A 26,117-nucleotide genomic window follows, 5' to 3' on the forward strand; every position below is an offset into this window, starting at 1 on the left:
GTCCTAGCTTGGATAAAGGCCGTTTCGGGGCGTTAACAGGTAGGGCAATGACGATTTCTCGACGAGGGTTTATAGCGGGCCTGGCGCTGACCGGCGCTGCGGTACCGGCTGCTTATTACGCACATCGCGAACTGACGCGCGTCGAAGAGCCCATTACACCGGGGGAGGCGACAGCCGGTCCGGCCGACACGGCTACACAGCGTGTGGCCGACAAGCTGCGTGGCATATGGAGCATTCGCTTCGAGGGGCGCGATGCCGGGTTGGCAGGTGCGCCGCTCAAGGGCCTGGAAATGTTGCTCGACATTGCGCCGCGTGGTCGTGGCCTACGGGGCTATATCGACACCGCCGAGCGCTTGCGCGGTGAAGACGAACCGCGTTTTCGGGTGATTGGCGACCTGCCGTCCGGAGATGCCTCGAAACTCTATTTCCGGGTCATCGACGGTCATCTTGACGACAGTCCGCAAAGCGATGCGCCGGATTACGAATTCAGCATGATTCTGGACGAGGTCTGGGGCAGTTTCGGCAATGCCGGCAGCGGCACATTGAGCGGGCGCATCGAGCGGCTGGATCGTCCGCTGGCCTTGCCTGAGCTGGAAAACCGTTTCATTGCCACCAAGCATCTGTTCCCCGAGGCACGTGACCGTATCGGCCTGACGCCGCCGTTCCTGGCCTGGCTGGTCTCGAAGGAGCATCGACTGTTTCACCAGCTCTGGCATGCCTCGCGAGACAAATGGCATCGTTTGCCTGAAGACAAGCGCGAAGCCTTGCGGGGCATTGGCTGGCAGCCCGGCCCGCGTGACAAGGAGCGTGATGCCCGTGGCGATCACAAGGATCGCAACGGTTCAGGCATCGACTTTTTTTTCATGCATCGACACATGTTGATTCATGCTCGCCAGATTCAGGATTTGCCTTCCTGGCCGCGCTTTCCCTTGCCGCAACCAGAGCTTGAGCGTGATCGCTTGGGCTTTGCGCGCTACTTCGATAACCACGATGGCTGCTCGCTGCCGCCGCCCTGGCTGGCCAATGGCGATGCGGAATACAGCCAGCTGGTCAGTGATATCAAGAGTGCCGAGACGTTCAGTACGCATTTTCAAGTCTGGGAATCCCAATACCGGGACCCGCGCTTCCTGTCGAAGATGACCCTGGGCCAGTTCGGCTCGCAGGTCGAGCTGGAGCTGCACGACTGGCTGCACATGCGCTGGGCATCCGTTGCGCGGGACCCCTCGAATGGCGAGCCGGTGCCCATGGCGCGGGATTCAGCAGATTTCGCAGCCCGCTGGTTCGAGCCGGAAAACGACTTTCTTGCGGACCCGTTCTCCTCTCATGTGCATCCAGTGTTCTGGAAGTTTCATGGCTGGATCGACGACCGGATCGAGGACTGGTTCCGGGCTCATGAGCGTTTCCATCCGGGTGAAGTCAGCCGCCTTGAAGTCAATGGCGTGCCGTGGTTTGCGCCGGGTCGCTGGGTTGAGGTGAGCGACCCCTGGCTCGGTCCGCAGACCCATGGTTGCAGCACCACGCCGGGCCTGAATGCCGGAACCACCATGGAGATGGACCCGGAAGTCATGAAACTGGCCCTGCGCATTACCTTTGCGGCCGATGACAAACTCGGCAACCTCCTGCGCCGTGTACCGCGTCGACCGTGGTATGCCAGGAATCTGCTGCCGGAAAAGTGGTTTTAACACTCGCTGTAGGAGCGAATTCATTCGCGAATGACCCTTTCGCGGATAAATCCGCTCCTACACGTTTGTTGCGACCTGCATCCGGTGTTTCCTGAGTCGTTTATACGCTCGCTGTAGGAGCGAATTCATTCGCGAATGACGCTTTCGCGGATAAATCCGCTCCTACACGTTTGTTGCGACCTGCATCCGGTGTTTCCTGAGTCGTTTATACACTCGCTGTAGGAGCGAATTCATTCGCGAATGACCTTTTCGCGGATAAATCCGCTCCTACATCACCTGTGACCAGCCACCCCCCAGCGCCTTGTACAGCGCAATACTCGCCTGCATCCTCGACAGTCGAAGCTGAACACTCACGTCCTGAGCCTGATACAGCGTGCGCTGGGTTTCCAGAACTGTCAGCAGGTCTTCGGCCCCGGCCTCGTAACGGCTCTGGGCGATGCGGAAGGCGGTTTGTGCTTCCTTGAGCTCTTCGTCGTGCCAGTACCTTTGCTGATCCAGGCCCTCGATGCTGTTCAGGGCCTTTTCCACGTCGGCGAAGCTGTTGATGATGGCGCTCCGATAGGTTTCCAACAGTTCTTCCTGACGGGCCGTGGCCTTGTCGCGCTCGGCGCTCAATCGCCCGTTATTGAAGATCGGCCCTGTCAAACCGGCTGCCAGACTGCTGAAGGGGGCGCGTAGCCAGTCTTCGGCCCGAACCTGTTCCGTGCCCAGAGTGGCGCTCAGGGTCAGTTTGGGCAGCAGGGCGGCGCGTGCCACCGTGACATCGGCCTGGGCGGCGGCCAGCTCGGCTTCGGCCTTGGCGATGTCAGGACGGCGGGTCAGCAATTCGCTGGGCAGCCCTGTACCGATCTGTGGCCAGCTCAGGCTTTCAAAGTTCTGATTGCCCAGTTTCAACTGCTGTACGGGCTCACCGAGCAGGGCGGCCAGGGTGATCAGTTGTTCATTGGCCAGTTGCTGGATACGTGGCAGTTCACGTTGTTGGGTCGCGACCAGGTTTTTCTGCTGGGCCAGTTCCAGTGCCGTGGCGGAGCCTGAGTCGTAGCGGGTCTGTACCAGGCGCAGGACGTTCTGGGCGTTGGCCAGATTCAGTTCGGCAATATGGCTTTGTTCCCTGGCTGACAGGGTTTGTGCATAGCGATCGGCAACGCTGCTGAGCAGGGTCAGCTCTACCGTCGCCTTGTCGAATTCGCTGGCCTTCAGGCTCTGGAGCGCGCTGTCGCGAGCGGCGGACACACCGCCCCAGAAATCGACTTCATAGCTGGCGGTCAGGCTGCTGGTGAAAGCGTCGGTGTTGTTGTCGTCCGAGGGGTTGGCCTTGCGATCACTGTGGCGCACAAACTTGTTTCGTTCGCCCCGGAAATCGTAGGTGAGTTCGGGAAGCAGCGGTGCTCCGGCAACGATAGCGGTGGCTTGTGCCTGCCGGACTCTGGCCATGGCGGCCGCTATTTCATGGCTGTTCAGGCGGGCCTGTTCGATCAGGCGGTTCAGCTCAGGGCTGCCGAACTGTTGCCACCATTGGGTATCGGTACGTTGCGCAGCGGCGTTCCGGGCGTACGCCCAGCCCGGCGGTGGCTGAATGCCGCTGTCCGGATGCGGGACAGAGGTGTTGCAGGCTGCCAGAAACAGGCAGGTGGTCAGCAGGGTAAGGGTTGGTTTCATCGAGAAATCATTCGCTGGTAAGGGCGGCAACCGGATCGAGCCGGGCAGCTTTGCGGGCAGGCATAAAACCGAAGACCACGCCGGTCACCAGTGCACAGGCAAAGGCACCGGCCACGGCGAACAGGGAAAATGCCACGGCGACCTTGCTGAGCAGCAGCACGCCGCCCATGCCGAGTGCCAGCACGATCCCGGCCACTCCGCCCACGACCGAGAGCATCACGGCTTCGGTGAGGAACTGGCGAAGGATGTCGCCCTGGCGTGCGCCCGTGGCCATGCGGATGCCGATTTCCCGAGTACGCTCGCGTACTGTCATCAGCATGATGTTCATCACGCCGATCCCGCCCACCAGCAGCGAGATGGCGGCAATCGAGCCCAGCATCAGCGACAGGGTGTTCTGGGTCCGGGCCTCGGCCTGGATCATCGCGGCATTGTTGGTCAATTCATAATCGTTCTTGCCGTTGTGCAGGCGTTGCATCAGATCATTGATGGCCTTTTCAGCCTCCTTGACCTTGCCGGCATCCTTGGTGGCAATGGCGATGTACTCCGGGTTCTGGGTGCCGAACAGACGAATGCTGGCCGAGGAGTAAGGAATGGCAATACGGTTGTCGCTGTCCAGGTCGCCGGAGCTTGCGCCTTTTTCCTGAAGGACGCCCACGACCTGGAAGGGCACGTTCTCGATCAGGATGTACTGGCCGATAGGGTCCGGAATGTCCTTGAGCAGCTTTTGCCGGACCTTGTGCCCAATCACCGCGACGGCGGCTGCGTTTCTTTCGTCGGCCTCGGTGAAATAGCTGCCTTCGACGACCGGCCAGTTGAAAATGGCCGGAAAGTGCGTGTCGTTGCCGCCCACATAGCTGGAATGATCGGCGTTGCCGAAACGGACTCCCGCCTGTCCGCCATTGACCGGCATGATCATCTTCACTTCGGGCAGTTCGCCCAGGGCGGCGACCTCCTCCAGGGTGATGATGCCTTTGGCGGTGCGCGGATTGGGAGCCTTGCCGTTGAGGTAAATGATGTTGGAGCCGAAGGAGGACATCTGCGCCATGACCTGGCGCTTGCTGCCTTCGCCCACGGCCAGCATGACCACCACCGAAGCAACGCCGATCACGATGCCCAGCAAGGTCAGGGCGGTACGGAAACGGTTGATCCACATGACCCGCCAGGCGGCCTGAATGGCGTCGAGCAATTCACCTTTCCAGGCGCCATTGCCGGTGCTGCCTTCGCTCAATCGCTGGCGCAGGTCGACGGCCTGCAGGGCGGCCGGATTGGTGGTGTTCTGAACATGAGGGTCGCTGGAGGCTGTGTCGCTGACGATCAGACCGTCGCTGATTTCAATGACGCGCTTGGCGCGGGCGGCGACTTCCCGGTCGTGGGTGATCAGGATGACCACGTGTCCCTGACTGGCCAGTTCGTCCAGCAGGGTCATGACTTCCGCACCGCTGTGGCTGTCCAGTGCACCGGTGGGTTCGTCGGCGAGAATGATATGGCCGCCGTTCATCAGGGCACGGGCGATGGACACCCGTTGTTGTTGGCCGCCGGAGAGTTGGTGCGGACGGTTGCCAGTGCGTGAGGCCAGCCCCAGCCGGTCGAGCAGGGCGGCGGCGCGGGCATGGCGTTCAGCGGCGGGTGTGCCGGCGTAGATGGCCGGCATTTCGACGTTCTCCTGGGCCGAGCCGGACGGAATCAGGTGATAGCCCTGAAACACGAAACCAAAGGCCTCACGTCGTAGCCAGGCAAGTTCGTCGGTATCCAGATTCGCCACATCTTCACCGGCGAACAGGTAATGCCCCGAACTTGGGCGGTCGAGGCAACCGAGAATATTCATCAGGGTCGACTTGCCCGAGCCGGAGGCACCGACGATGGCCACGAATTCTCCGGCATGGATCGACAGGTCGATTCCGCGCAGGACGTTGACTACCGGGCTGTCGCCACCCCCGTAGGATTTGCGGATATCCCGCAGGTCGATCAGCGGCGTCTGCATTCAGCCTCCGCTGCCGGTGGACGGGCCGATCAGCAAGTGGTCGCCTTCATCCAGTCCTTCAAGGATCTGCACACGCAGGCGGTCGCTGATGCCGGTGCGCACCTGACGGCTTTGCACGTCGCCATTGGGGGTAATGACCTGCGCGACCTGTACGTCGGCCTGTGGCCCGCTTTTCAGAGCGGCGATAGGGGCGGTCAGGGTGTTTTGGGCGCTGTTGGCGACAAAGAATATCTGTGCGGTCATTTCCGCCATCAGTGCCTGGTCGGCGTTATCGACATCCAGCAGCACGGTGTAGAGCACGACCCGGCCACTGCCGCTCTTGCCGGAACTGCTTGGGCTGCCACCGCCCTGATTGGCTTGCTCCAGCGGCTTGGGCGGTACCGGAAGAATTTGCCGGACCGTGCTGTTCCAGCGCCGAGTGCCACCGCTCAGGGTGGTGAAGTAAGCATTCATGCCGGGTTTGACGTGGCCGATATCGGCCTCGGAAACTTCGGCCCAGACGGTCATGGGCGAAAGCCGGGCGATGCGCAGGATCAGAGGGGTCTGCTGCTGGGCATTGAGGGTCTGGCCTTCCCGGGCGTCCAGCGCGACAACGGTGCCTGTCATCGGCGCGTAGATGCGGGTGTAACCCAGTGCGGCTTCGTCACTGCGCAGGCTGGCCTGTGCTTCAAGGATCTGCGCCTTGAACATGTCGACCCGTGCCTGGGTGGCACGAAACTCGGACTCGGCCGCTTGCACATCCTCCGCACGGGTCGCGCCACCGGCGGCAAGGCTTCTCTGGCGTTGCTGTTTCTGCTGCGCCAGCTCATGCAGGGCACGCTGCTCCTGCAACTGGGCCTTGAGGTTTTCAATGGCGTAGCGTGCGGCGTCTAATTTGGCTTTTTGTGTGGAAGGATCGATCTCGACCAGCAATTGGCCTTCCTTGACCTGATCGCCGACCTGCACATGAATCTTCATGATCTGCCCGGTCGCCTGGGAGCCCACATCCACATAGCTGCGCGGTTGCAGAGTGCCCAGCGCAGTCACGCTGCTCTGGATATCGTTGCGGGTAACGGTAGCGGTAGCGGCATTGCTGTTGCCATTGGGTATGATTTGCCAGGCACAGACCGCGATGACCGGGAACATGCACAGCGCCAGAAGGACGGCGCGTCGAGGGTGTCTAGAGCGTTTCATGCAGGGTTCCTGCTTGGGAAAGTCAGGCTGTCGTCAGGAGACGGCCAGGAGAACTGTCCAATAGACGAGGAGCAGGAGGGGGAATTTAGCGGTACAGGATATTGTTGTTTGTGAGTACCGTTTGGATAGCGGTACCCAATGTTGGTAGGGCAAGACTATTTATGCATGCAGATCAAAACGGGTTTGCCAGCATCAGGGATGTGTGTGCTTTGAGGGTCCCCGGTGGTAATGGTTTGCTCTTTCTAGGGAAGCAAATCTTTTAACGCACTTTGTATGGCTGTGTAGATGACGGCGATAAATGCGGTTTGCGTAATTGCTAAAGCAAGAGCCACTTCCAGATAGCCAAGTTTATTATGTCGCCATGTAGCTGCGGCAAGCATCGGGATTCGATTTGAAAATGATTTTTTTTGACGGGTGATTTTATCCGTGAGCTTTTTGAGCTTGGGAGGGGATGTCAGCATCGAGTCAATGAATAGGGTCATATTGGCCAAAAAGGCGCCGCCAAATACAAGCATGCAGGATAGAAATGGAAGCGTTCGCATGACGCCTTCATAGCTTAAATCATATTTGTTCAGGTCCAGTTTTGACGCAAAGATTAAGGTCAGTGTCAGAAACAAAACCTGTGGCGTCAGATTTCTTAAGAATTCAAGCAGTGCCTTTCTGTTGTTTCCAAAAAACATTGTTGCTCCATTACGTGAAAGGCTCGCATATTTAAAGCTGCGCGCTTTTTTCATTGTTTTATACGGGGAATAAAAAGGGAAGCCAGGCAACGCCTGACCTCCCTTTCAGTCACAACAAACGCCTTACAGCACTTGTTTGATCGCGTCACATACCGCGTCGATGTTCTTCTGGTTCAGTGCGGCCACACAGATACGACCGGTATCCAGCGCGTAGACACCGAACTCGCTGCGTAGGCGCTGGGCCTGTTCGGCGGTCAGGCCCGAGTAGGAGAACATGCCGCATTGACGGCCGACGAAGCTGAAGTCCTGGCCGGCCGGGTTGTTGGCCAGGCGCTCGACCATGGCTTTGCGCATGCCGTGGATGCGTACGCGCATTTCGCCCAGTTCTTCTTCCCACATGGCGCGCAGCGCAGGGTCGTTGAGGACCGCGGCGGAGATGATTGCGCCATGGGTCGGCGGGTTGGAATAGTTGGTTCGGATCACACGCTTGACCTGGGACAGGACGCGGGCGGTCTCTTCCTTGGACTCGGTGATGATCGACAGGGCGCCGACACGCTCGCCGTACAGCGACAGGGATTTGGAGAACGAGCTGGAGGCGAAGAAGGTCAGGCCCGAGTCAGCGAACAGACGTACGGCTGCGGCGTCTTCGTCGATGCCTTTGCCGAAGCCCTGATAAGCCATGTCCAGGAAGGGAACGTGGCCCTTGGCCTTGACCACTTCCAGCACCTTTTTCCAGTCGTCCAGGGTCAGGTCGACGCCGGTCGGGTTGTGGCAGCAGGCGTGCAGTACGACGATGGAGCCGTTCGGCAGGTTTTGCAGGTCTTCCAGCATGCCGGCACGGTTCACGTCGTGGGTCGGAGCATCGTAGTAGCGATAGTCCTGAACCGGGAAGCCTGCGGCTTCAAACAGTGCGCGGTGGTTTTCCCAGCTTGGGTCGCTGATGGCGACGACAGCGTTGGGCAGCAGACGCTTGAGGAAGTCGGCACCGATCTTCAGAGCGCCAGTACCACCGACGGATTGGGTGGTCAGCACGCGGCCCGAGGCGATCAGCGGCGAGTCGGCACCCAGCAGCAGTTTCTGTACGGCCAGGTCGTAGGCCGAGATGCCGTCGATAGGCAGGTAACCGCGTGGAGCGTGTTGAGCCACGCGAATCTTCTCGGCTTCGGCCACTGCGCGCAGCAGCGGAATGCGCCCGTCTTCGTCACAGTAGACGCCCACGCCAAGGTTGACCTTGGTGGTGCGGGTGTCGGCGTTGAATGCTTCGTTGATACCCAGGATCGGATCGCGGGGCGCCATTTCGACAGCGGAGAACAGGCTCATTGTTTGCGGCAGCTCTGAATGAAGAGTGAAGGGGGAGTGCAGTGCAGGCTCCGACAGAATGCGCCAGAGCGGTGCACGAACGGGGACCTAGTATAAAGAGCATCCTGCAAGGGATCGACAGGCCGGGTCGGGTTTTTTCAAGGTTTTTCCGGTTATTTGCAGAACGTTCGTCTTATTGAAACCTCAATGCTTTAACGCATGATGCAATCCATGGCTTGAAAGCCGAGTATATGGCTCCATTTATAGTGCATCACTTCAGGCACTGCACGTCTCTCCCGGCGGGATCAGGCGTTGGCGGTGATTTCGTTATTGCGTGTATGCCGTGCGCAGACGAACCCTTTGCGCAGACGAATCAAGAGGTCAGTCATGTCCGAGTTTCAGCTCGTCACCCGTTTTGAGCCAGCCGGCGATCAGCCCGAGGCCATTCGCCTGATGGTGGAGGGGATCGAGGCCGGGCTGGCACACCAGACCTTGCTGGGGGTGACCGGTTCGGGCAAGACGTTCAGCATCGCCAACGTGATTGCCCAGGTGCAGCGCCCGACGCTGGTGCTGGCACCGAACAAGACCCTGGCGGCCCAGTTGTACGGCGAGTTCAAGACGTTTTTCCCCAACAATGCGGTGGAATACTTCGTTTCCTACTACGACTACTACCAGCCCGAAGCCTATGTGCCGTCCTCGGACACCTTCATCGAGAAGGATGCGTCGATCAACGACCATATCGAGCAGATGCGCCTTTCTGCGACCAAGGCTCTGCTGGAGCGCAAGGATGCGATCATCGTCACGACGGTGTCCTGCATCTACGGTCTGGGCAGCCCGGAAACCTATCTGCGCATGGTTCTGCACATCGACCGTGGCGACAAGCTCGATCAACGGGCCTTGCTGCGTCGTCTGGCCGACTTGCAGTACACCCGCAACGACATGGATTTTGCCCGGGCGACGTTTCGGGTTCGGGGCGATGTCATCGATATCTACCCGGCCGAATCGGATCTGGAGGCTATCCGCGTCGAACTGTTCGACGATGAAGTGGAAAGCCTGTCGGCATTCGATCCGCTGACAGGAGAGGTGATTCGCAAGCTGCCGCGCTTTACCTTCTATCCGAAAAGCCACTACGTCACGCCCCGTGAGACGCTGCTCGAAGCGATGGAAGGCATCAAGGTCGAGCTTCAGGAACGTCTGGAATACCTGCGCAACAACAATAAGCTGGTGGAACTCCAGCGCCTGGAGCAGCGCACCCGTTTCGATCTGGAAATGATGCTGGAGCTGGGTTATTGCAACGGTATCGAGAACTACTCTCGCTACCTCTCGGGTCGCCCCGCAGGCGCGCCGCCGCCCACGCTGTACGATTACCTGCCGCCCGATGCCTTGCTGGTCATCGACGAATCCCACGTCAGCGTGCCGCAGGTCGGCGCGATGTACAAAGGCGACCGCTCGCGCAAGGAAACCCTGGTGGAATATGGTTTCCGGCTGCCGTCGGCGCTGGATAACCGGCCCATGCGCTTCGATGAGTGGGAGGCGGTCAGCCCGCAGACCATTTTCGTTTCGGCCACGCCCGGGCCTTATGAGGCCGATCATGCGGGGCGTGTCATCGAGCAGGTGGTGCGTCCTACCGGGCTGGTAGACCCTGAAGTCGAGATCCGCCCGGCACTGACCCAGGTCGATGACCTGCTCTCTGAAATCACCAAGCGGGTTGCACTGGAAGAGCGGGTGCTGGTCACGACCCTGACCAAGCGCATGGCCGAGGACCTGACCGACTACCTGGGCGACCATGGTGTGCGGGTGCGTTATCTGCATTCCGACATCGACACGGTCGAGCGGGTCGAGATCATCCGTGACCTGCGGCTGGGGGCTTTTGATGTGCTGGTGGGGATCAACCTGCTGCGTGAGGGCCTGGACATGCCGGAGGTGTCGCTGGTGGCGATCCTCGATGCCGACAAGGAAGGCTTCCTGCGCTCCGAGCGCTCGCTAATCCAGACCATTGGCCGGGCGGCGCGTAACCTCAATGGCCGGGCAATTCTCTATGCCGACCGGATCACCGGCTCCATGGAGCGGGCCATCGGCGAGACCGAGCGGCGTCGTGAAAAACAGATCGCCCACAACCTGGCCCATGGCATCACGCCCAAGGGCGTGGTCAAGGACGTGGCCGATATCCTGGAAGGTGCCACGGTGCCCGGCTCGCGCAGCAAGAAGCGCAAGGGCATGGCCAAGGCTGCCGAAGAGAATGCCCGTTACGAAAACGAGCTGCGCTCACCCAGCGAAATCACCAAGCGTATTCGCCAGCTCGAAGAGAAGATGTACCAGTTGGCCCGCGATCTGGAATTCGAGGCGGCGGCACAGATGCGCGACGAAATCGCCAAATTGCGCGAGCGCTTGCTGACGGTCTGATTTTGGCTGTTCGCGAATGAATTCGCTCCTGCCGGACCTGTAGGAGCGAATTCATTCGCGAAGCATGCCCCCATGCTGGAGCCATCAGTGCTCAGCCTGTTAATATTCCGGGCTTGATCGATCTATTTCGGAATTTTTCATGACCACCGTTCGTACTCGCATCGCGCCATCACCTACGGGTGATCCCCACGTTGGCACGGCTTACATCGCGCTCTTCAACTACTGCTTTGCAAAGCAGCACGGTGGTGAGTTCATCCTGCGTATCGAAGACACCGATCAGTTGCGTTCGACCCGCGAGTCCGAACAGCAGATTTTCGACGCGCTGCGCTGGCTGGGTATCGAGTGGAGCGAAGGTCCGGACGTCGGAGGCCCGCACGGCCCGTACCGGCAGAGCGAGCGGGGCGATATCTACCAGAAATATGTTCAGCAACTGGTCGATCTTGGTCATGCCTTCCCGTGTTTCTGCACCGCCGAAGAGCTGGATCAGATGCGTGCCGAGCAAATGGCCAAAGGCGAGACGCCGCGCTATGACGGCCGTGCCTTGCTGCTTTCCAAGGAAGAAGTGCAGCGCCGTCTGGATGCAGGCGAGCCGCACGTTATCCGCATGAAAGTGCCGACCGAAGGCGTCTGTGTGGTGCCGGACATGCTGCGTGGCGAAGTGGAGATCCCGTGGGATCGCATGGACATGCAGGTGCTGATGAAGACCGATGGTCTGCCGACCTACTTCCTGGCCAACGTGGTCGATGACCACCTGATGGGCATTACCCACGTCCTGCGTGGCGAGGAGTGGCTGCCGTCTGCGCCGAAGCTGATCCTGCTCTACGAATACTTCGGCTGGGACAAACCGCAACTGTGCTACATGCCGCTGCTGCGTAACCCCGACAAGAGCAAGCTGTCCAAGCGCAAGAACCCGACCTCGGTGACCTTCTACGAGCGCATGGGCTTCATGCCTGAGGCCATGCTCAACTACCTGGGCCGCATGGGCTGGTCGATGCCGGACGAGCGCGAGAAATTCTCGTTGCAGGAAATGGTCGATAACTTCGACCTCTCCCGTGTCTCCCTGGGTGGCCCGATATTCGATATCGAGAAGCTGTCCTGGCTCAACGGTCAGTGGCTGCGCGAATTGCCGGTCGAAGAGTTCGCCGCTCGCGTGCAGAACTGGGCCTTGAATCCCGAATACATGATGAAGATCGCGCCGCACGTTCAGGGGCGGGTCGAAACCTTCAGCCAGATCGCACCATTGGCCAGTTTCTTCTTTGCGGGGGGCGTCACGCCCGATGCGAAGCTGTTCGAGCACAAGAAGCTCTCGGGTGATCAGGTTCGTCAACTGATGCAGTTGATCCTCTGGAAGCTCGAATCGCTGCGCCAGTGGGAGAAAGACCCGATTACGGCCTGCATTCAGGCAGTGGTCGATCATCTGGAGCTGAAGCTGCGCGATGCCATGCCGCTGATGTTTGCGGCGATTACCGGGCAGGCCAGTTCGGTTTCAGTGCTCGATGCGATGGAAATCCTCGGGCCGGACCTGACTCGTTTCCGCTTGCGTCAGGCCATCGATCTGCTGGGTGGCGTTTCCAAGAAGGAAAACAAGGAGTGGGAAAAGCTGCTGGGCGCCATTGCCTGATGCGGTAGACGATCACGGTATGCTCGCAGCATGGGCATACCGTGGCTGATGTGACCCCCGTTTTACGGGGGTGGGGCGGTAAGTGTTTGTTATGTCGATAAAAAATTTTCAAAAATGTTGAAAATAAATTTGACAGGTCAGCGACCCACGCTTAATATGCGCCCCGTCCACTGATGTGGGGCTATAGCTCAGCTGGGAGAGCGCTTGCATGGCATGCAAGAGGTCAGCGGTTCGATCCCGCTTAGCTCCACCAAACAAAGAGTTTCAAGGTCGGCTACATTGCCTTGAAACAGTACGATGACCGGAACCAGCGCCGGTCATGTACGAAGAAGGTTTTGTCCCCTTCGTCTAGTGGCCTAGGACACCGCCCTTTCACGGCGGTAACAGGGGTTCGAGTCCCCTAGGGGACGCCAGTTTCAAAGAGTGATGTCGCAAGGCTGATCTCCGCCGCGAGGCGATAAATCTGGGGCTATAGCTCAGCTGGGAGAGCGCCTGCATGGCATGCAGGAGGTCAGCGGTTCGATCCCGCTTAGCTCCACCAATTTTGCCAGGGTTCGCTGATAGCGAATCTGCTCGAAGGTTTTGCGTCCCCTTCGTCTAGTGGCCTAGGACACCGCCCTTTCACGGCGGTAACAGGGGTTCGAGTCCCCTAGGGGACGCCACGATTTCTCGCTCTGCGAGACCAAGGGTCATTCGATTATTGAATGGCCCTTTTGTTTTTTGGGCGTTTTTATTTTTGCCCGCTCCTGTGCAATTTCTCATTCCCTTCTCGACCACTCGTCTGCCTTCGGCAAGCGGGTGGCGTTGTGCTTGTCATTCGGAATGATGCGAATAATATTATCTGCGTAATTTTCGGAGGTCGGCATGGCAGACAAAAAAGCGCAAACCCGTGAACGCATTCTGGATGCTGCCAGTGCCGCATTGATTGGCCGTGGCCCCGAGCAACCGAGCGTCAATGAGATCATGGGAGCTGCAGGGCTGACGGTGGGTGGTTTCTATGCTCACTTTGAAAGCAAGGAAGCGCTGATGCTGGAGGCCTTCGATCGTTTGCTGAGGCAGCGAAGGGCGGCCATGGCGCAAATGGATGAGCAGTTGCCTTGTCAGGAGCGACGCGCATTGATGGCGGCGTTCTACCTGTCACGCAAGCATCGTGATACCAGCGAGCAGGCTTGCCCGCTGCCTTCGACGGTAGGGGACATACCGCGCTTGCCCGAGGGCTTCCAGGCGGTATTGGCCGAGCATCTCGAATTGATGGTGGCGCAGCTGTCATCGTGCCCTGAAGAGTCCGACAAGGTGCTGGCCGATGTCGCTTTGATGGTGGGTGGACTGGTGCTGGCGCGTGCGCTGGGTACCGGAGATTTGTCCGATCGCGTGTTGCGTGCAGCCAAATCGGCTGTGGTTTAGCCAGACCCGGTTACACTGCCCGCAGGAGCGAATTCATTCGCGAACAGGCCGGTGCACTTCGCATCCCTTCGCGGATGAAGCTGCTCCTGCGGGTTGAATGTTTTTCGGACAACGGGAGCGAACATGGTCTGGGATCGGGCAACGCCTTTTGTGATCGACCTCAATGTAGCGGCAGACGATATCGACGGTCTGGGGCATGCCAATAATGCGGTGTATGTCACCTGGCTGGAGCGCTGCGCCTGGCGGCACTCGCAGCATCTGGGGCTGGATTTGAGTGAGTATCGGCGTCTGGACCGAGCGATGGCGGTAGTCCGGCATGAAATCGATTATCTGGCCAGTGCCTATGAAGATGACGAGCTGCAACTGGCAACCTGGATTGTCGATTGGGATCAGCGGCTGAAAATGACTCGCCGTTTTCAACTCAGGCGTGCCGTGGACGGTGTAACGCTATTGCGTGCCCAGACCACCTTTGTCTGTATCGAGCTGTCCAGCGGCAAGCCCAGGCGCATGCCGGCCGAGTTCATCGAAGGCTATGGCGCGGCCATGTCCGGCAGCGTTCCCAATCCTGACGTTGGGCAGTAAACTGCCGGACTTTTTTTCGAGTGTGATCCATGCAAATTGCTCTGGCGCCCATGGAGGGGTTGGTCGACGACATCCTGCGTAATGTGCTGACCCGCGTCGGCGGCATCGACTGGTGCGTGACCGAGTTCATCCGGGTGACCGAGCGGGTCATGCCTGCCGCTTACTTCTACAAGCTCGCTTCAGAACTGCACACCGATGCGAAGACGGCGGCGGGCGTGCCGCTGCATGTGCAACTGCTGGGGTCTGATCCGGTCTGTCTGGCGGAAAACGCGGCATTTGCCTGCGAGCTCGGCGCGCCGGTGATGGACCTGAACTTCGGCTGTCCGGCCAAGACCGTCAATCGCTCCCGTGGCGGGGCGATTCTGCTCAGGGAACCTGAACTGCTGCACTCCATTGTCAGCCATGTGCGACGCGCCGTGCCCAAGGCGATTCCGGTCACTGCCAAGATGCGTCTGGGGTATGAGAATACCGACGGTGCACTGGATTGCGCCCGTGCGCTGGTGGATGGCGGGGCCGAGCGAATCGTGGTGCATGCCCGGACCAAGGTCGATGGCTACAAGCCGCCGGCGCATTGGGAGTGGATTGCGAAGATCCAGGACGTGGTCAAGGTGCCGGTGGTTGCCAATGGCGAGATCTGGACGGTCGATGACTGGCGGCGTTGCAAGGAAATCTGCGGTGCGCGTGACATCATGATTGGCCGCGGGCTGGTCGCACGCCCCGATCTTGCCCGGCAGATCGCTGCGGCGCATGCGGGCGAAGAGGTTGTCGAGATGACCTGGGCCGGGCTGCAACCTCTCTTGCACACGTTCTGGAAGGATTGCATGGCCAAAATGACCCCGGTTCAGGCACCGGGGCGTCTCAAGCAGTGGCTGGTGCTGTTGACCAAAAGCTATCCGGAGGCGGTCGTCATGTTCGATACCCTGCGTCGGGAAACGGACTGCGAGCGCATCAGTGCCCTGATTGGCTTTTCGAGTGATGAACAGAGCGAGGCAGGAAACCGGCCCCTCAACTGAGGCTGGTTTCCCCCTCGGGTCTTCATTCCTGTGTCAGCAGGGCATGGGTATGGCTTTCAGGCTGGTCTTGACGGCTGTGCAGCAAGGCCTCGAACTCTTTCACTTTCAAGGGTTCGCTGAACAGGTAGCCCTGATAGCAATGGCAGCCCTGTTGTTCGAGAAAGGCCAGTTGTTCGGGGGTTTCGACACCTTCGGCGATGATCGCCAGATTGAGGCTCTGGGCCATGGCGATGATGGCGCGGATGATCTCCGCATCATTGGGGTCGGTCGCCGCGTCATGGACGAACGACTGGTCGATCTTGAGCACATCCACGGGCAGGCGCTTGAGGTAGGTCAGGGATGAATACCCGGTGCCGAAATCGTCCATGGCAAAGCTGACGCCCAGTTTTTTCAGGCGAAGCATCTTGGCAATGGTGTCGTCCAGATTCTGGATGACGATGCCTTCGGTGACTTCCAGCTTGAGCATGGTGGCGGGCAGCTGATAGCGCCGCAGGCAGCGTTCCACCTGTTCGACGACATCGGTCTGGCGGAACTGTCGGGGGCTGATGTTGACCCCCAGCAGGAACCCGTTTCTGGGGATCAACCCTTGTTGGAGCAATTGACCTCCGACCTTGCAGGCCTCTTCGAGCGCCCAGCCGCCGATTTCCAGGATCATCCCGCTTTCTTCGAGTATCTGAATGAACTGGGTGGGTGTCAGCATGCCGTAATCGGGGTGTTGCCAGCGTAGCAGGGCTTCCGCGCCAATGATCTCACCGGTCAGGCTGTTGACCTGGGCCTGGTAGTGCAGGTGCAGCTCGTTGCGGGTCAGTGCCATGCGCAGGTCGTTCTCCATGCGCAGGCGCTGGCTGGCGGCTTTCTGCATGGAACGATGGAAAAGCTGGGCGGCATTGCGCCCCGAGTCCTTGGCGCGATACAGCGCAATGTCGGCTCGCTTGAGGATGTCGGCAGGGTTCGAGCCGTGATCGGGGATCAGGGCGATGCCGATGCTGGGTGTCACTTGCAGGCGCTGCCTGTCGATGAACATCGGTTCTGCCAGCAGCTTGCGCAGGTTGTCGGCCAGTTCCTGCACCTGAACGGCGACTTCATGCCGTGTGCCCTCCAGGCCGCCGATCAGGACCACGAACTCGTCGCCGCCCAGGCGTGCGACGGTGTCTTCAAGGCGGACGCTGGCCTCGAGGCGGGCGGTCACGATCGTCAACACGCAGTCGCCCATCGGATGCCCGAGGGAGTCATTGATGTGCTTGAAATGGTCCAGGTCGAGAAACAGCAGGGCGCCGCGCAGGTTGTCCTGTTTGAGCCGGGTGAGTTGCTCGCTGAGCCGCTCCATCAGCATGGCGCGGTTGGGCAGGTTGGTCAGTGGGTCATGATAGGCCAGGTGCTGGACCTGGGCCTGGGCGTGTTTCAGTTCGCCAATGTCGCGGGCGGTCACCAGCAGGCAGGCGGTGCCGTCCAGAGTAATGGACTCTGCCGATACATCGATGACGAGTGGCGTGCCGTTCTTGTGGCGGCCATTCATCTCCATATGGTGGATGCGACCTTCTGTGCGCAATTGATCGATCAATTGCTGACGCTGTTCCGGATCGACCCAGATACCGGCGTCCTGGGCCGTACGGCCCAGCACTTCCTGGCTGGTGAAGCCGGTCAGTCGGCAGAAGCCGTCGTTGACCTCGACATAATGGCCGGACTCCATCTCGGTGATGGTGATCGAGTCCGGGCTTGAGTGAAAGGCCTTGGCGAATTTCTCTTCGGTGGCCAGCAGCGCGGAGCGTGCGTGCTGCTGGGTGATGTCCAGCAGTGTTCCCGACAGTTTCAAGGGAGCACCGTTGCTGTCCCGGTAGAGGCGGGCACGGCTTTCCAGCAGGCGCGGAGCGCCGTTTTTCAATTGCAGGCGATAGGTGATCTGAAAAAGATCGCTTCCGTTGTCCAGCATGGCCTTGTAAGTCCGGCGCATGCGGTTGTGCTCTTCCACCGGAACGTCATTGAAGAAGGTCTGCAGGGTGTCATGAAAGCTCTGGGGCTGCAGGCCATGCAACTGCGCGGCTTGCGACGAGATGTACAGCATGTTGCTGGGGATGTGCCAGTCCCAGGTGCCCATCTGTGCGGACCCCAGCGCCAGTTCCAGACGGTCTCGAAGCTCCTTGAGCGTCTGTTCCGGGCTGATGGGGGTCAGGTCCGGGGTGGATGCCTGATCGGATACCAACAAGGAAGAACTATCGACTGGGATGGGCATGAGATCACGAGCCTTCAATGAATACAGCCAGTAAAACGATCGATGTGCATCATGCAACCCGTATATCAGGGTTCTGGTGTTCTGTCTCGGAAATAAACTACTGGCCTGTTGATATTGTCAGGTCTGGGCGTCGAGCAGTGCCATGAACGCCTTCGCGGCGTTTGAAAGCGTACGTTCCGTGTGCAGGATGTAGCCTAGCTGGCGATTGAGTTGTATGCCCGACAGAGGGATGCGTGCCACCTGTTCATCGAGCATGGTGCGGGGCAATACGCTCCAGGCCAGACCGATGGAGACCATCATTTTGATGGTTTCCATATAGTTGGTGCTCATGGCGATATTGGGCTTGAGGCCCTGGGCTTCGCACAACCCGCTGACAATGTGGTGGGTAAAGGTGTTTGCGCCGGGAAAGACGGCCGGGTAGAGCACGATGTCTTCCAGTTTCATGGGGCCGCTGTTGGTCAGCGGGTGCTCCGGGGCTGCGACGAAGTCCAGAGGGTCGTCCCAGACCGGCACGGCGCGCACCAGCGAGTGAGGGTGAGGTGCAAGGGTGATGACCGCCAGCTCCGCACGGCCATGAAGGATTTCTTCATAGGCCACTTCCGAATCCAGAAACTGAATGTCCAGTGCCACGTCGGGATAGGCGCGGGTGTACTCCCGCAGCAGGGGGGGCAAGCGATGCAGGCCGATGTGATGACTGGTCGCCAGTGTCAAACGACCGCTGACTTCGCCGGTGAGGTTGGTCAGTGCCCGTCGGGTGTCATCCAGCACATTGAGGATCTGGTAGGCGCGAGGCAGAAGGGCGCGGCCGGCCTCGGTCAGGCTGACTTCCCGTCCCAGGCGGTCGAACAGCCGCACATTCAATTGTTGTTCAAGCCCTGCGATGCGTTTGCTGATGGCGGGCTGGGTCAGATGCAGCTGTTCGCCTGCGCCGGAGAAGCTGCCGGTTTCGGCGATGGCGATAAAGGCATTGAGGTTGGCGAGGTCCATTGTCGGATTCCAGTTGGTTATCCAAAGCATGAAAATTATGAATTTGAGTTATTTAAGCATATTTCATAGCATTGTCCGCACAAGCCAAGGGGTCATCGATGTCCGATTGCCCAAGGCATAGAAAGAAGCTGATGAGGAAGTACGTCCGATGGCCGGCAAAACGCTCTACGACAAGCTCTGGGATTCGCATTTGGTCAAACAGCGCGACGACGGTTCTGCGCTGATCTACATCGACCGTCATATCATTCACGAAGTGACTTCGCCGCAGGCCTTTGAAGGGCTTCGTCTGGCCGGTCGCAAGCCATGGCGGATCGATTCCATCATCGCGACCCCGGACCACAACGTTCCGACCACACCGGAGCGCAAGGGCGGTATCGGCGCCATCGAAGATCAGGTGTCGCGCCTGCAGGTCCAGACCCTGGACGACAACTGCGACGAATACGGCATTACCGAATTCAAGATGAACGACCCGCGCCAGGGCATCGTTCACGTGGTCGGCCCTGAGCAGGGCGCTACCTTGCCGGGCATGAGCGTCGTCTGTGGCGACTCCCACACCTCGACTCACGGTGCGTTCGGCGCGCTGGCCCACGGTATCGGCACGTCCGAGGTCGAGCACGTGCTGGCGACCCAGTGTCTGGTCGCGAAAAAAATGAAGAACATGCTGGTTTCGGTCGAAGGCAAGCTGCCCTTTGGCGTGACTGCCAAGGACATCGTCCTGGCGGTGATCGGCAAGATCGGTACTGCGGGCGGCAACGGCTATGCCATCGAGTTCGCGGGTAGCGCGATTCGTGATCTGTCCATCGAAGGGCGCATGACCATCTGCAACATGTCCATCGAAGCGGGCGCTCGCGTCGGTATGGTCGCCACCGACGAAAAGACCGTCGAGTACGTCAAGGGCCGTCCTTTCTCGCCCAAAGGCGCAGAGTGGGACCTGGCTGTCGAAGCCTGGAAAGACCTGGTTTCCGACCCTGATGCGGTGTTCGACACTGTGGTTGAACTGGACGCTGCCCAGATCAAGCCGCAAGTCAGCTGGGGCACATCCCCTGAAATGGTGCTGGCCGTCGACCAGAACGTACCCGATCCTGCTCTGGAAGCGGATCTGGTCAAGCGTGGCTCCATCGAGCGTGCCTTGAAATACATGGGCCTCAAGGCCAATCAGCCGATCACCGACATTCAGCTGGACCGTGTATTCATCGGCTCCTGCACCAACTCGCGGATCGAAGACCTGCGTGCTGCCGCGGACGTTGCCAAGGGCCGCAAGGTGGCTGCAACCGTCAAGCAGGCCATCGTGGTTCCGGGCTCGGGTCTCATCAAGGAACTGGCCGAGAAGGAAGGTCTGGACAAGATCTTCATCGAAGCCGGCTTTGAGTGGCGTGAACCGGGCTGTTCGATGTGCCTGGCCATGAACCCGGATCGCCTGGGTTCCGGTGAGCACTGTGCCTCTACCTCGAACCGTAACTTCGAGGGGCGTCAAGGCGCCGGTGGCCGTACGCACCTGGTCAGCCCGGCGATGGCGGCAGCGGCAGCGGTCAACGGTCGTTTTATCGATGTCCGTGACTTGATCCAGCAATAAGGAGCCCAGCATGAAAGCGTTTACCCAGCACAACGGCCTTGTCGCTCCTCTGGATCGTGCCAACGTCGACACCGACCAGATCATCCCGAAGCAGTTTCTCAAGTCGATCAAGCGCACGGGTTTTGGCCCGAACCTGTTCGATGAGTGGCGCTATCTGGATGTGGGTCAGCCTTATCAGGACAACTCCAAGCGTCCGCAGAACCCTGATTTCGTGCTCAACCATGCCCGTTATCAAGGTGCCAGCGTACTGCTGGCCCGTGAAAACTTCGGTTGCGGCTCCAGCCGCGAGCACGCGCCATGGGCGCTGGAAGAGTACGGTTTCTGCGCCATCATCGCGCCGAGCTATGCCGACATCTTCTTCAACAACAGCTTCAAGAACGGCCTGTTGCCGATCATTCTTTCCGAAGATGAAGTGGATCAACTGTTCCAGCAGGTCGAGGCCAGCCCGGGCTATCAGTTGAACATCGACCTTCAGGCGCAGACCGTGACCCGTCCTGACGGCAAGGTCCTGAGCTTCGAGATCGATGCGTTCCGCAAGCACTGCCTGCTCAACGGTCTGGACGATATCGGCCTGACCCTGGTGGACAGCGATGCCATCGCTGCTTTCGAGAGCAAGCACCGCGCCAGTCAGCCCTGGTTGTTCCGGGGCTGATCGCCAATGTGAGTGAGTTCGCTCCCCACGGTAGGAGCGAATTCATTCGCGAACAACCCGCCAGGCAAGGAAACCCACATGACAAGCTCCGCCCACACTCAAGTCGTACAGCGTCAGTTCGGTGAACAGGCAGCCGCTTATCTGAGCAGTGCCGTGCATGCTCAAGGCGTCGAGTTCGGGCTATTGCAGGCCGAAGTGGCCGGACGTAGCGATGCGAAGGTGCTGGATCTAGGGTGCGGAGCGGGGCATGTGAGCTTTCATGTCGCTCCGTCGGTCGGTGAAGTGGTAGCTTACGACCTTTCTCAGCAGATGCTGGATGTGGTCGGCGCAGCCGCCGCCGAAAAGGGGCTTGGCAACATCCGCACCGTTCGTGGCGCGGCCGAGCGCCTGCCTTTCGAGGATGGCGAGTTCGACTTTGTGTTCAGCCGCTACTCGGCTCACCACTGGAGCGATCTGGCCCTGGCGTTGCGTGAAGTGCGCCGGGTTCTGAAGCCGGGCGGTGTGGCAGCCTTCATCGATGTGATGTCGCCGGGCAGCCCGTTGCTGGATACGTACCTGCAAACGGTGGAAGTGCTGCGCGACACCAGCCATGTGCGGGATTATTCGGCTGCCGAGTGGTTGCATCAGGTCAGCGACGCCGGGTTGTTCACGCGCAGCCATACGCGTCAGCGTTTGCGTCTGGAATACACCTCATGGGTCGAGCGCATGCGTACGCCACAGGCGTTGCGGGTTGCCATCCGCGAGTTGCAGCAGGCGATGGGCGCTGAAGTGCGCGAGTATTTCGAGATTGCCGAAGAGGGCTCGTTCAGCACCGATGTACTGGTGCTCTGGGCTCATCGATAAGTTTTTTGCCGTATCAAGCGTTATATACAGGTGCTGTTCGAGGCACCGATGCACAAAATTGAGGATGTTATGAGCAAGCAGATTCTGATTCTCCCAGGTGATGGCATTGGTCCTGAAATCATGACCGAAGCGGTCAAGGTGCTGGAAGTGGCCAATGAGAAGTATCAATTGGGCTTCGAGCTGACCCACGACGTGATCGGCGGTGCTGCCATCGACAAGCATGGCGTGCCACTGGCTGACGAAACCCTGGACCGTGCCCGCGCAGCCGATGCCGTACTGCTGGGTGCCGTCGGTGGTCCGAAATGGGACACGATCGAGCGTGACATCCGTCCTGAGCGCGGTCTGTTGAAGATCCGTTCGCAACTGGGTCTGTTCGGCAACCTGCGTCCGGCGATTCTTTACCCGCAACTGGCCGATGCTTCGAGCCTGAAGCCGGAAATCGTCGCGGGCCTGGACATTCTCATCGTCCGTGAGCTGACCGGCGGCATCTACTTCGGCGCGCCACGCGGCACTCGCGAGCTGGAAAACGGCGAGCGCCAGTCCTACGACACGCTGCCGTACAGCGAGAGCGAAATCCGTCGTATTGCCCGTGTCGGTTTCGACATGGCCATGGTTCGCGGCAAGAAGCTGTGCTCGGTGGACAAGGCCAACGTACTGGCTTCCAGCCAGTTGTGGCGTGAAGTGGTCGAGCAGGTTGCCAAGGATTACCCTGAGGTCGAGCTGAGCCACATGTACGTCGATAACGCTGCCATGCAACTGGTGCGTGCGCCCAAGCAGTTCGACGTGATCGTGACCGACAACATGTTCGGTGACATTCTGTCGGACGAAGCTTCCATGCTGACCGGCTCCATCGGCATGCTGCCGTCGGCCTCGCTGGATGCCAACAACAAGGGCATGTATGAGCCTTGCCACGGTTCTGCACCGGATATCGCCGGTCAGGGCATTGCCAACCCGCTGGCGACCATCCTGTCGGTTTCGATGATGCTGCGTTACAGCTTCAACCTGACCGCTGCTGCCGATGCCATCGAACAGGCTGTCAGTCTGGTTCTGGATCAGGGCCTGCGTACCGGCGACATCTGGTCGGCCGGAAATGTCAAGGTTGGTACAAAGGAAATGGGCGATGCAGTAGTCGCCGCGCTGCGGAATCTGTAATCTCTCTGGCCCGCTGCCTGCTGTAGATGACGCAGGGCAGCGGTCCCACTTTTATTCAAGGTGTAGTTGCGATGAAACGTGTAGGTCTTATCGGTTGGCGTGGCATGGTTGGTTCCGTGCTCATGCAGCGGATGCGGGAAGAGCAGGACTTCGATCTCATTGAGCCGGTGTTCTTCACTACCTCCAATGTCGGTGGTCAGGCTCCGTCGGTAGGCAAGGATGTTGCGCCTCTGAAGGATGCTTACAGCATTGACGAACTGAAAACCCTCGACGTAATCCTGACGTGCCAGGGCGGCGACTACACCAACGAGGTGTTCCCCAAGCTGCGTGAGGCAGGCTGGCAGGGTTACTGGATCGATGCGGCTTCCAGCCTGCGCATGCAGGACGATGCCGTGATCATTCTGGACCCGGTGAACCGCAAGGTCATCGACCAGCAGCTGGACGCTGGCACCAAGAACTACATCGGCGGCAACTGCACCGTCAGCCTGATGCTGATGGGCCTGGGCGGTCTGTTCGAGGCCGGTCTGGTCGAGTGGATGAACGTCATGACGTATCAGGCGGCTTCCGGTGCCGGTGCGCAGAACATGCGCGAGCTGATCAAGCAGATGGGCACTGTCCATTCGTCGGTTGCCGATGACCTGGCCAACCCGGCCAGCGCCATCCTCGACATCGACCGCAAGGTGGCCGAGGCCATGCGCGGCGAAGCCTTCCCGACCGAAAACTTCGGTGTACCGCTGGCAGGCAGCCTGATCCCGTGGATCGACAAGGAACTGCCGAACGGCCAGAGCCGCGAAGAGTGGAAAGGCCAGGCCGAGACCAACAAGATTCTGGGTCGCTTCAAGAGCCCGATTCCGGTCGACGGTATCTGCGTGCGCATCGGCGCCATGCGTTGCCACAGTCAGGCCCTGACCATCAAGCTGAACAAGGATGTGCCGATTGCGGACATCGAAGGTTTGATCAGCCAGCACAACCCTTGGGTCAAGTTGGTCCCGAACCATCGCGAAGCCAGCATCCAGGAGCTGAGCCCGACTGCCGTGACCGGCACCATGAGCATTCCGGTCGGTCGTCTGCGCAAGCTGAACATGGGTTCGCAATACCTGGGCGCCTTTACCGTAGGCGACCAGTTGCTGTGGGGCGCGGCCGAACCGCTGCGTCGCATGCTGCGGATTCTGCTGGAGCGTTGATTCGCTGAAGCCGTACAAGAAAACGCCCCTCGTCAGGGGCGTTTTTTTATGGGCGCGATTCAGGGAGGCGATTCGTCGGGTCATGTGCGGGGCCGGTCCTGCTGATGCCTTTGTGCCTTATTGCTTGCCCGGTGTGATGCCAGCAGCCTGGATGCAGCGGTATGCCGCTGCAGAACCATCCATCGATCCTGTGGGGTTTATCCCGCAGTAGCGTATTCAGCGAATGGGCAAGATTATTTAATCCCTATATATGGGATGTAAAATTACATATTGAGATTTGTTGGTCGATGGGCTTATAGTCCGCTCGCACTCACTTTTAAAAAAACAACAGGTGAAGCGATGAAGGCGCAATTGATCGCGCTCGACTGGGGGACAACCTCACTTCGTGCTTATCGACTTGGCGAGCAAGGCCAGGTTCTGGAACAGCGCTCCTTGAGCACGGGCATCATGCAATTGCCGAGTACGCCTCGATTGATCGCGGGTGCTCTGTGCTGCGATGGATTCGAACTGGCCTTTGATCAGGCCTGTGGCGACTGGCTCGACGCGCAGCCGGATCTGCCGGTGATTGCCTGCGGCATGGTGGGCAGCGCTCAGGGATGGCGTGAAGCCACGTATCGGGAAACCCCGGCCAGCGTCAGTGAGCTGAGCGCTGCCTTGCAGGTGGTGCGCAGCGTGCGGGGCGTGGATGTTCATATCATTCCGGGCGTGTTGCAGCGCTCAACCCTGCCCAATGTGATGCGTGGCGAAGAAACCCAGATCCTCGGCGTTCTGGCTTCGCTTGGCGAAGCGGGCGCCAGTCGCCCCTTGCTGATCGGCCTTCCCGGCAGCCATTCCAAGTGGGCGCATGTGGTCGAAGGATGCATTGTCCATTTCGACACCTTCATGACCGGTGAGGTCTATGCCGCCCTGTGCGCCAAGACCATTCTCGGACGCACCATGCAGCATGGCGAGTCCTTCGATACCCCGGCATTCGACCGAGGACTGTCCAGCGCGCTTTCGGCGGAAGGTGCTGCCGGTCTGCTTTCCACCATTTTCAGCACTCGCACGCTGGGGCTGACCGGGCAGCTCGATGCCAGCGCGCAGCCTGACTATCTGTCCGGGCTGCTGATCGGTCACGAACTGGATGCCCTGGCGAAGATTCAGAAACGCACTCATGCACAACTGCCTGCCGTGATTCTCATCGGCAGCGAACCGCTTTGCGCGCGTTATGCCCGTGGCCTTGCCGCATGCGGTTTCCAACAGGTGACGCTGGCCGAACAGGCCACCGAGCGAGGCTTGTGGCAGGTGGCTGCCCAGGCCGGTTTGCTCGCGTCCGCGTAATCAAAAGACTCCCGAGAGGTGTGAAATGCTCAAGCAAGCCCTGGCGAAAAACGGTCTGGTCGCGATTCTTCGAGGACTTCGACCGCAAGAGGCGCCTGCCATTGGCGAGGTTTTGTATCAGGCCGGCTTTCGCGTGATCGAGGTGCCTCTCAACTCGCCGCAGCCCTATGACAGCATTCGTCTGCTGCGTCAGAGCCTGCCCTCCGATTGCCTGATTGGAGCCGGAACCGTGCTGACGCCGGAGCAGGTCGATCAGGTCAAGGAGGCGGGCGGTCAGGTCATTGTCATGCCCCACAGCGATGCGAAGGTGCTACGAGCGGCCAAGGCTGCCGGGCTGTTTCTGTCGCCAGGCGTCGCAACGCCGACCGAGGCCTTTGCCGCTCTGGCCGAAGGGGCCGATGTGCTCAAGCTGTTTCCGGCCGAGCAAATGTCACCGGCCGTGGTCAAGGCCTGGCTGGCGGTGCTGCCGGCAGGAACGGTGCTGTTGCCGGTGGGCGGTATCACGCCGGACAACATGAAGGTCTTTCTCGAGGCCGGTGTCAAAGGCTTTGGCCTGGGCTCCGGGCTGTTCAAACCGGGCATGAGCGTCGCGGACGTCGAGCAGCGCGCACGGGCCTATGTCAGCGCATGGCATGCACTGACCTCCAACTGACCGGCGCATCTGGCGCTTCTTCCCATA

Annotated in this window: 20 protein-coding genes and 4 tRNA genes; 17 read left to right on the forward strand and 7 right to left on the reverse strand. The window is 59.7% G+C overall.

Annotated elements, in window-relative coordinates; all coding sequences use genetic code 11:
* The first annotated feature begins 47 nt into the window (after positions 1-47).
* On the forward strand, positions 48-1,682 hold the full coding sequence (locus ACIPY9_RS21980; RefSeq protein WP_400706468.1) for a PvdJ/PvdD/PvdP-like protein: 1,635 nt from the start codon (positions 48-50) through the stop codon (positions 1,680-1,682).
* A gap of 267 nt (positions 1,683-1,949) precedes the next feature.
* On the opposite strand, the gene ACIPY9_RS21985 is transcribed toward ACIPY9_RS21980, so the two are convergent.
* From ACIPY9_RS21985 to ACIPY9_RS22005, 5 genes are all read right to left on the reverse strand, one after another.
* On the reverse strand, positions 1,950-3,341 hold the full coding sequence (locus ACIPY9_RS21985; protein WP_400706471.1) for an efflux transporter outer membrane subunit: 1,392 nt from the start codon (positions 3,339-3,341) through the stop codon (positions 1,950-1,952).
* Positions 3,342-3,348: 7 nt separating this feature from the next.
* A complete protein-coding gene (locus ACIPY9_RS21990; RefSeq protein WP_400706474.1) occupies positions 3,349-5,322 on the reverse strand; it encodes a MacB family efflux pump subunit in 1,974 nt (657 codons plus the stop codon).
* Positions 5,323-6,495, reverse strand: a complete 1,173-nt coding sequence (locus ACIPY9_RS21995; protein WP_400706477.1) for an efflux RND transporter periplasmic adaptor subunit — start codon at positions 6,493-6,495, stop codon at positions 5,323-5,325.
* Between the two features lie 242 nt (positions 6,496-6,737).
* A complete protein-coding gene (locus tag ACIPY9_RS22000) occupies positions 6,738-7,265 on the reverse strand; it encodes a hypothetical protein (RefSeq protein ID WP_400706480.1) in 528 nt (175 codons plus the stop codon).
* 33 nt (positions 7,266-7,298) lie between these two features.
* Entirely contained in the window at positions 7,299-8,495 is a 1,197-nt protein-coding gene (locus tag ACIPY9_RS22005) for an amino acid aminotransferase (protein ID WP_400706483.1), read from the reverse strand.
* Between the two features lie 366 nt (positions 8,496-8,861).
* Between ACIPY9_RS22005 and uvrB the strand changes: the two genes are divergently transcribed.
* The 9 genes from uvrB to ACIPY9_RS22050 all read left to right on the forward strand — a co-directional run bounded on the left by uvrB (position 8,862) and on the right by ACIPY9_RS22050 (position 15,497).
* Positions 8,862-10,877, forward strand: coding sequence for an excinuclease ABC subunit UvrB (uvrB, locus tag ACIPY9_RS22010; RefSeq protein WP_400706486.1), 2,016 nt, complete (start codon positions 8,862-8,864; stop codon positions 10,875-10,877).
* Positions 10,878-11,016: 139 nt separating this feature from the next.
* Positions 11,017-12,498 carry a glutamate--tRNA ligase gene (gene gltX / locus ACIPY9_RS22015; RefSeq protein ID WP_400706489.1) on the forward strand — a complete coding sequence of 494 codons (1,482 nt, stop codon included), beginning with the start codon at positions 11,017-11,019 and terminating at the stop codon, positions 12,496-12,498.
* A gap of 177 nt (positions 12,499-12,675) precedes the next feature.
* A tRNA-Ala gene (locus ACIPY9_RS22020) sits at positions 12,676-12,751 on the forward strand.
* Between the two features lie 84 nt (positions 12,752-12,835).
* A tRNA-Glu gene (locus tag ACIPY9_RS22025) sits at positions 12,836-12,911 on the forward strand.
* 52 nt (positions 12,912-12,963) lie between these two features.
* Positions 12,964-13,039 (forward strand) — tRNA-Ala (locus ACIPY9_RS22030).
* 45 nt (positions 13,040-13,084) lie between these two features.
* Positions 13,085-13,160 (forward strand) — tRNA-Glu (locus tag ACIPY9_RS22035).
* A gap of 202 nt (positions 13,161-13,362) precedes the next feature.
* The gene (locus ACIPY9_RS22040) at positions 13,363-13,902 is read left to right on the forward strand and encodes a TetR/AcrR family transcriptional regulator (RefSeq protein WP_400706492.1); all 540 of its coding nucleotides are present in this window, start codon (positions 13,363-13,365) and stop codon (positions 13,900-13,902) included.
* 123 nt (positions 13,903-14,025) lie between these two features.
* The gene (locus tag ACIPY9_RS22045; RefSeq protein WP_400706495.1) at positions 14,026-14,484 is read left to right on the forward strand and encodes an acyl-CoA thioesterase; all 459 of its coding nucleotides are present in this window, start codon (positions 14,026-14,028) and stop codon (positions 14,482-14,484) included.
* Between the two features lie 29 nt (positions 14,485-14,513).
* The gene (locus tag ACIPY9_RS22050; protein WP_400706498.1) at positions 14,514-15,497 is read left to right on the forward strand and encodes a tRNA dihydrouridine synthase; all 984 of its coding nucleotides are present in this window, start codon (positions 14,514-14,516) and stop codon (positions 15,495-15,497) included.
* 22 nt (positions 15,498-15,519) lie between these two features.
* Here the strand turns inward: ACIPY9_RS22050 and ACIPY9_RS22055 are convergent, their stop codons facing one another.
* Both ACIPY9_RS22055 and ACIPY9_RS22060 read right to left on the reverse strand, forming a co-directional pair.
* Positions 15,520-17,727 (reverse strand): putative bifunctional diguanylate cyclase/phosphodiesterase, encoded by a 2,208-nt coding sequence (locus ACIPY9_RS22055; RefSeq protein WP_400706501.1) that lies wholly within the window; start codon positions 17,725-17,727, stop codon positions 15,520-15,522.
* Positions 17,728-17,844: 117 nt separating this feature from the next.
* On the reverse strand, positions 17,845-18,714 hold the full coding sequence (locus ACIPY9_RS22060; protein ID WP_400706504.1) for a LysR family transcriptional regulator: 870 nt from the start codon (positions 18,712-18,714) through the stop codon (positions 17,845-17,847).
* 148 nt (positions 18,715-18,862) lie between these two features.
* Between ACIPY9_RS22060 and leuC the strand changes: the two genes are divergently transcribed.
* From leuC to ACIPY9_RS22095, 7 genes are all read left to right on the forward strand, one after another.
* Positions 18,863-20,287, forward strand: a complete 1,425-nt coding sequence (gene leuC / locus ACIPY9_RS22065; protein WP_400706507.1) for a 3-isopropylmalate dehydratase large subunit — start codon at positions 18,863-18,865, stop codon at positions 20,285-20,287.
* A gap of 10 nt (positions 20,288-20,297) precedes the next feature.
* Positions 20,298-20,939, forward strand: coding sequence for a 3-isopropylmalate dehydratase small subunit (gene leuD, locus ACIPY9_RS22070; protein ID WP_400706509.1), 642 nt, complete (start codon positions 20,298-20,300; stop codon positions 20,937-20,939).
* Between the two features lie 78 nt (positions 20,940-21,017).
* Positions 21,018-21,782 carry a class I SAM-dependent methyltransferase gene (locus tag ACIPY9_RS22075; RefSeq protein WP_400706512.1) on the forward strand — a complete coding sequence of 255 codons (765 nt, stop codon included), beginning with the start codon at positions 21,018-21,020 and terminating at the stop codon, positions 21,780-21,782.
* 69 nt (positions 21,783-21,851) lie between these two features.
* Entirely contained in the window at positions 21,852-22,934 is a 1,083-nt protein-coding gene (gene leuB, locus ACIPY9_RS22080; RefSeq protein WP_400706515.1) for a 3-isopropylmalate dehydrogenase, read from the forward strand.
* Between the two features lie 71 nt (positions 22,935-23,005).
* Positions 23,006-24,118, forward strand: a complete 1,113-nt coding sequence (asd, locus tag ACIPY9_RS22085) for an aspartate-semialdehyde dehydrogenase (RefSeq protein WP_400706518.1) — start codon at positions 23,006-23,008, stop codon at positions 24,116-24,118.
* Positions 24,119-24,457: 339 nt separating this feature from the next.
* Complete coding sequence (locus ACIPY9_RS22090; protein WP_400706521.1) at positions 24,458-25,438, forward strand: 2-dehydro-3-deoxygalactonokinase; 981 nt, start codon at positions 24,458-24,460, stop codon at positions 25,436-25,438.
* Between the two features lie 25 nt (positions 25,439-25,463).
* Entirely contained in the window at positions 25,464-26,090 is a 627-nt protein-coding gene (locus ACIPY9_RS22095; protein ID WP_400706524.1) for a 2-dehydro-3-deoxy-6-phosphogalactonate aldolase, read from the forward strand.
* Positions 26,091-26,117: the final 27 nt, after the last annotated feature.

The sequence above is a fragment of the Pseudomonas sp. NPDC089734 genome (assembly GCF_044748865.1).
Lineage (GTDB): Bacteria > Pseudomonadota > Gammaproteobacteria > Pseudomonadales > Pseudomonadaceae > Aquipseudomonas.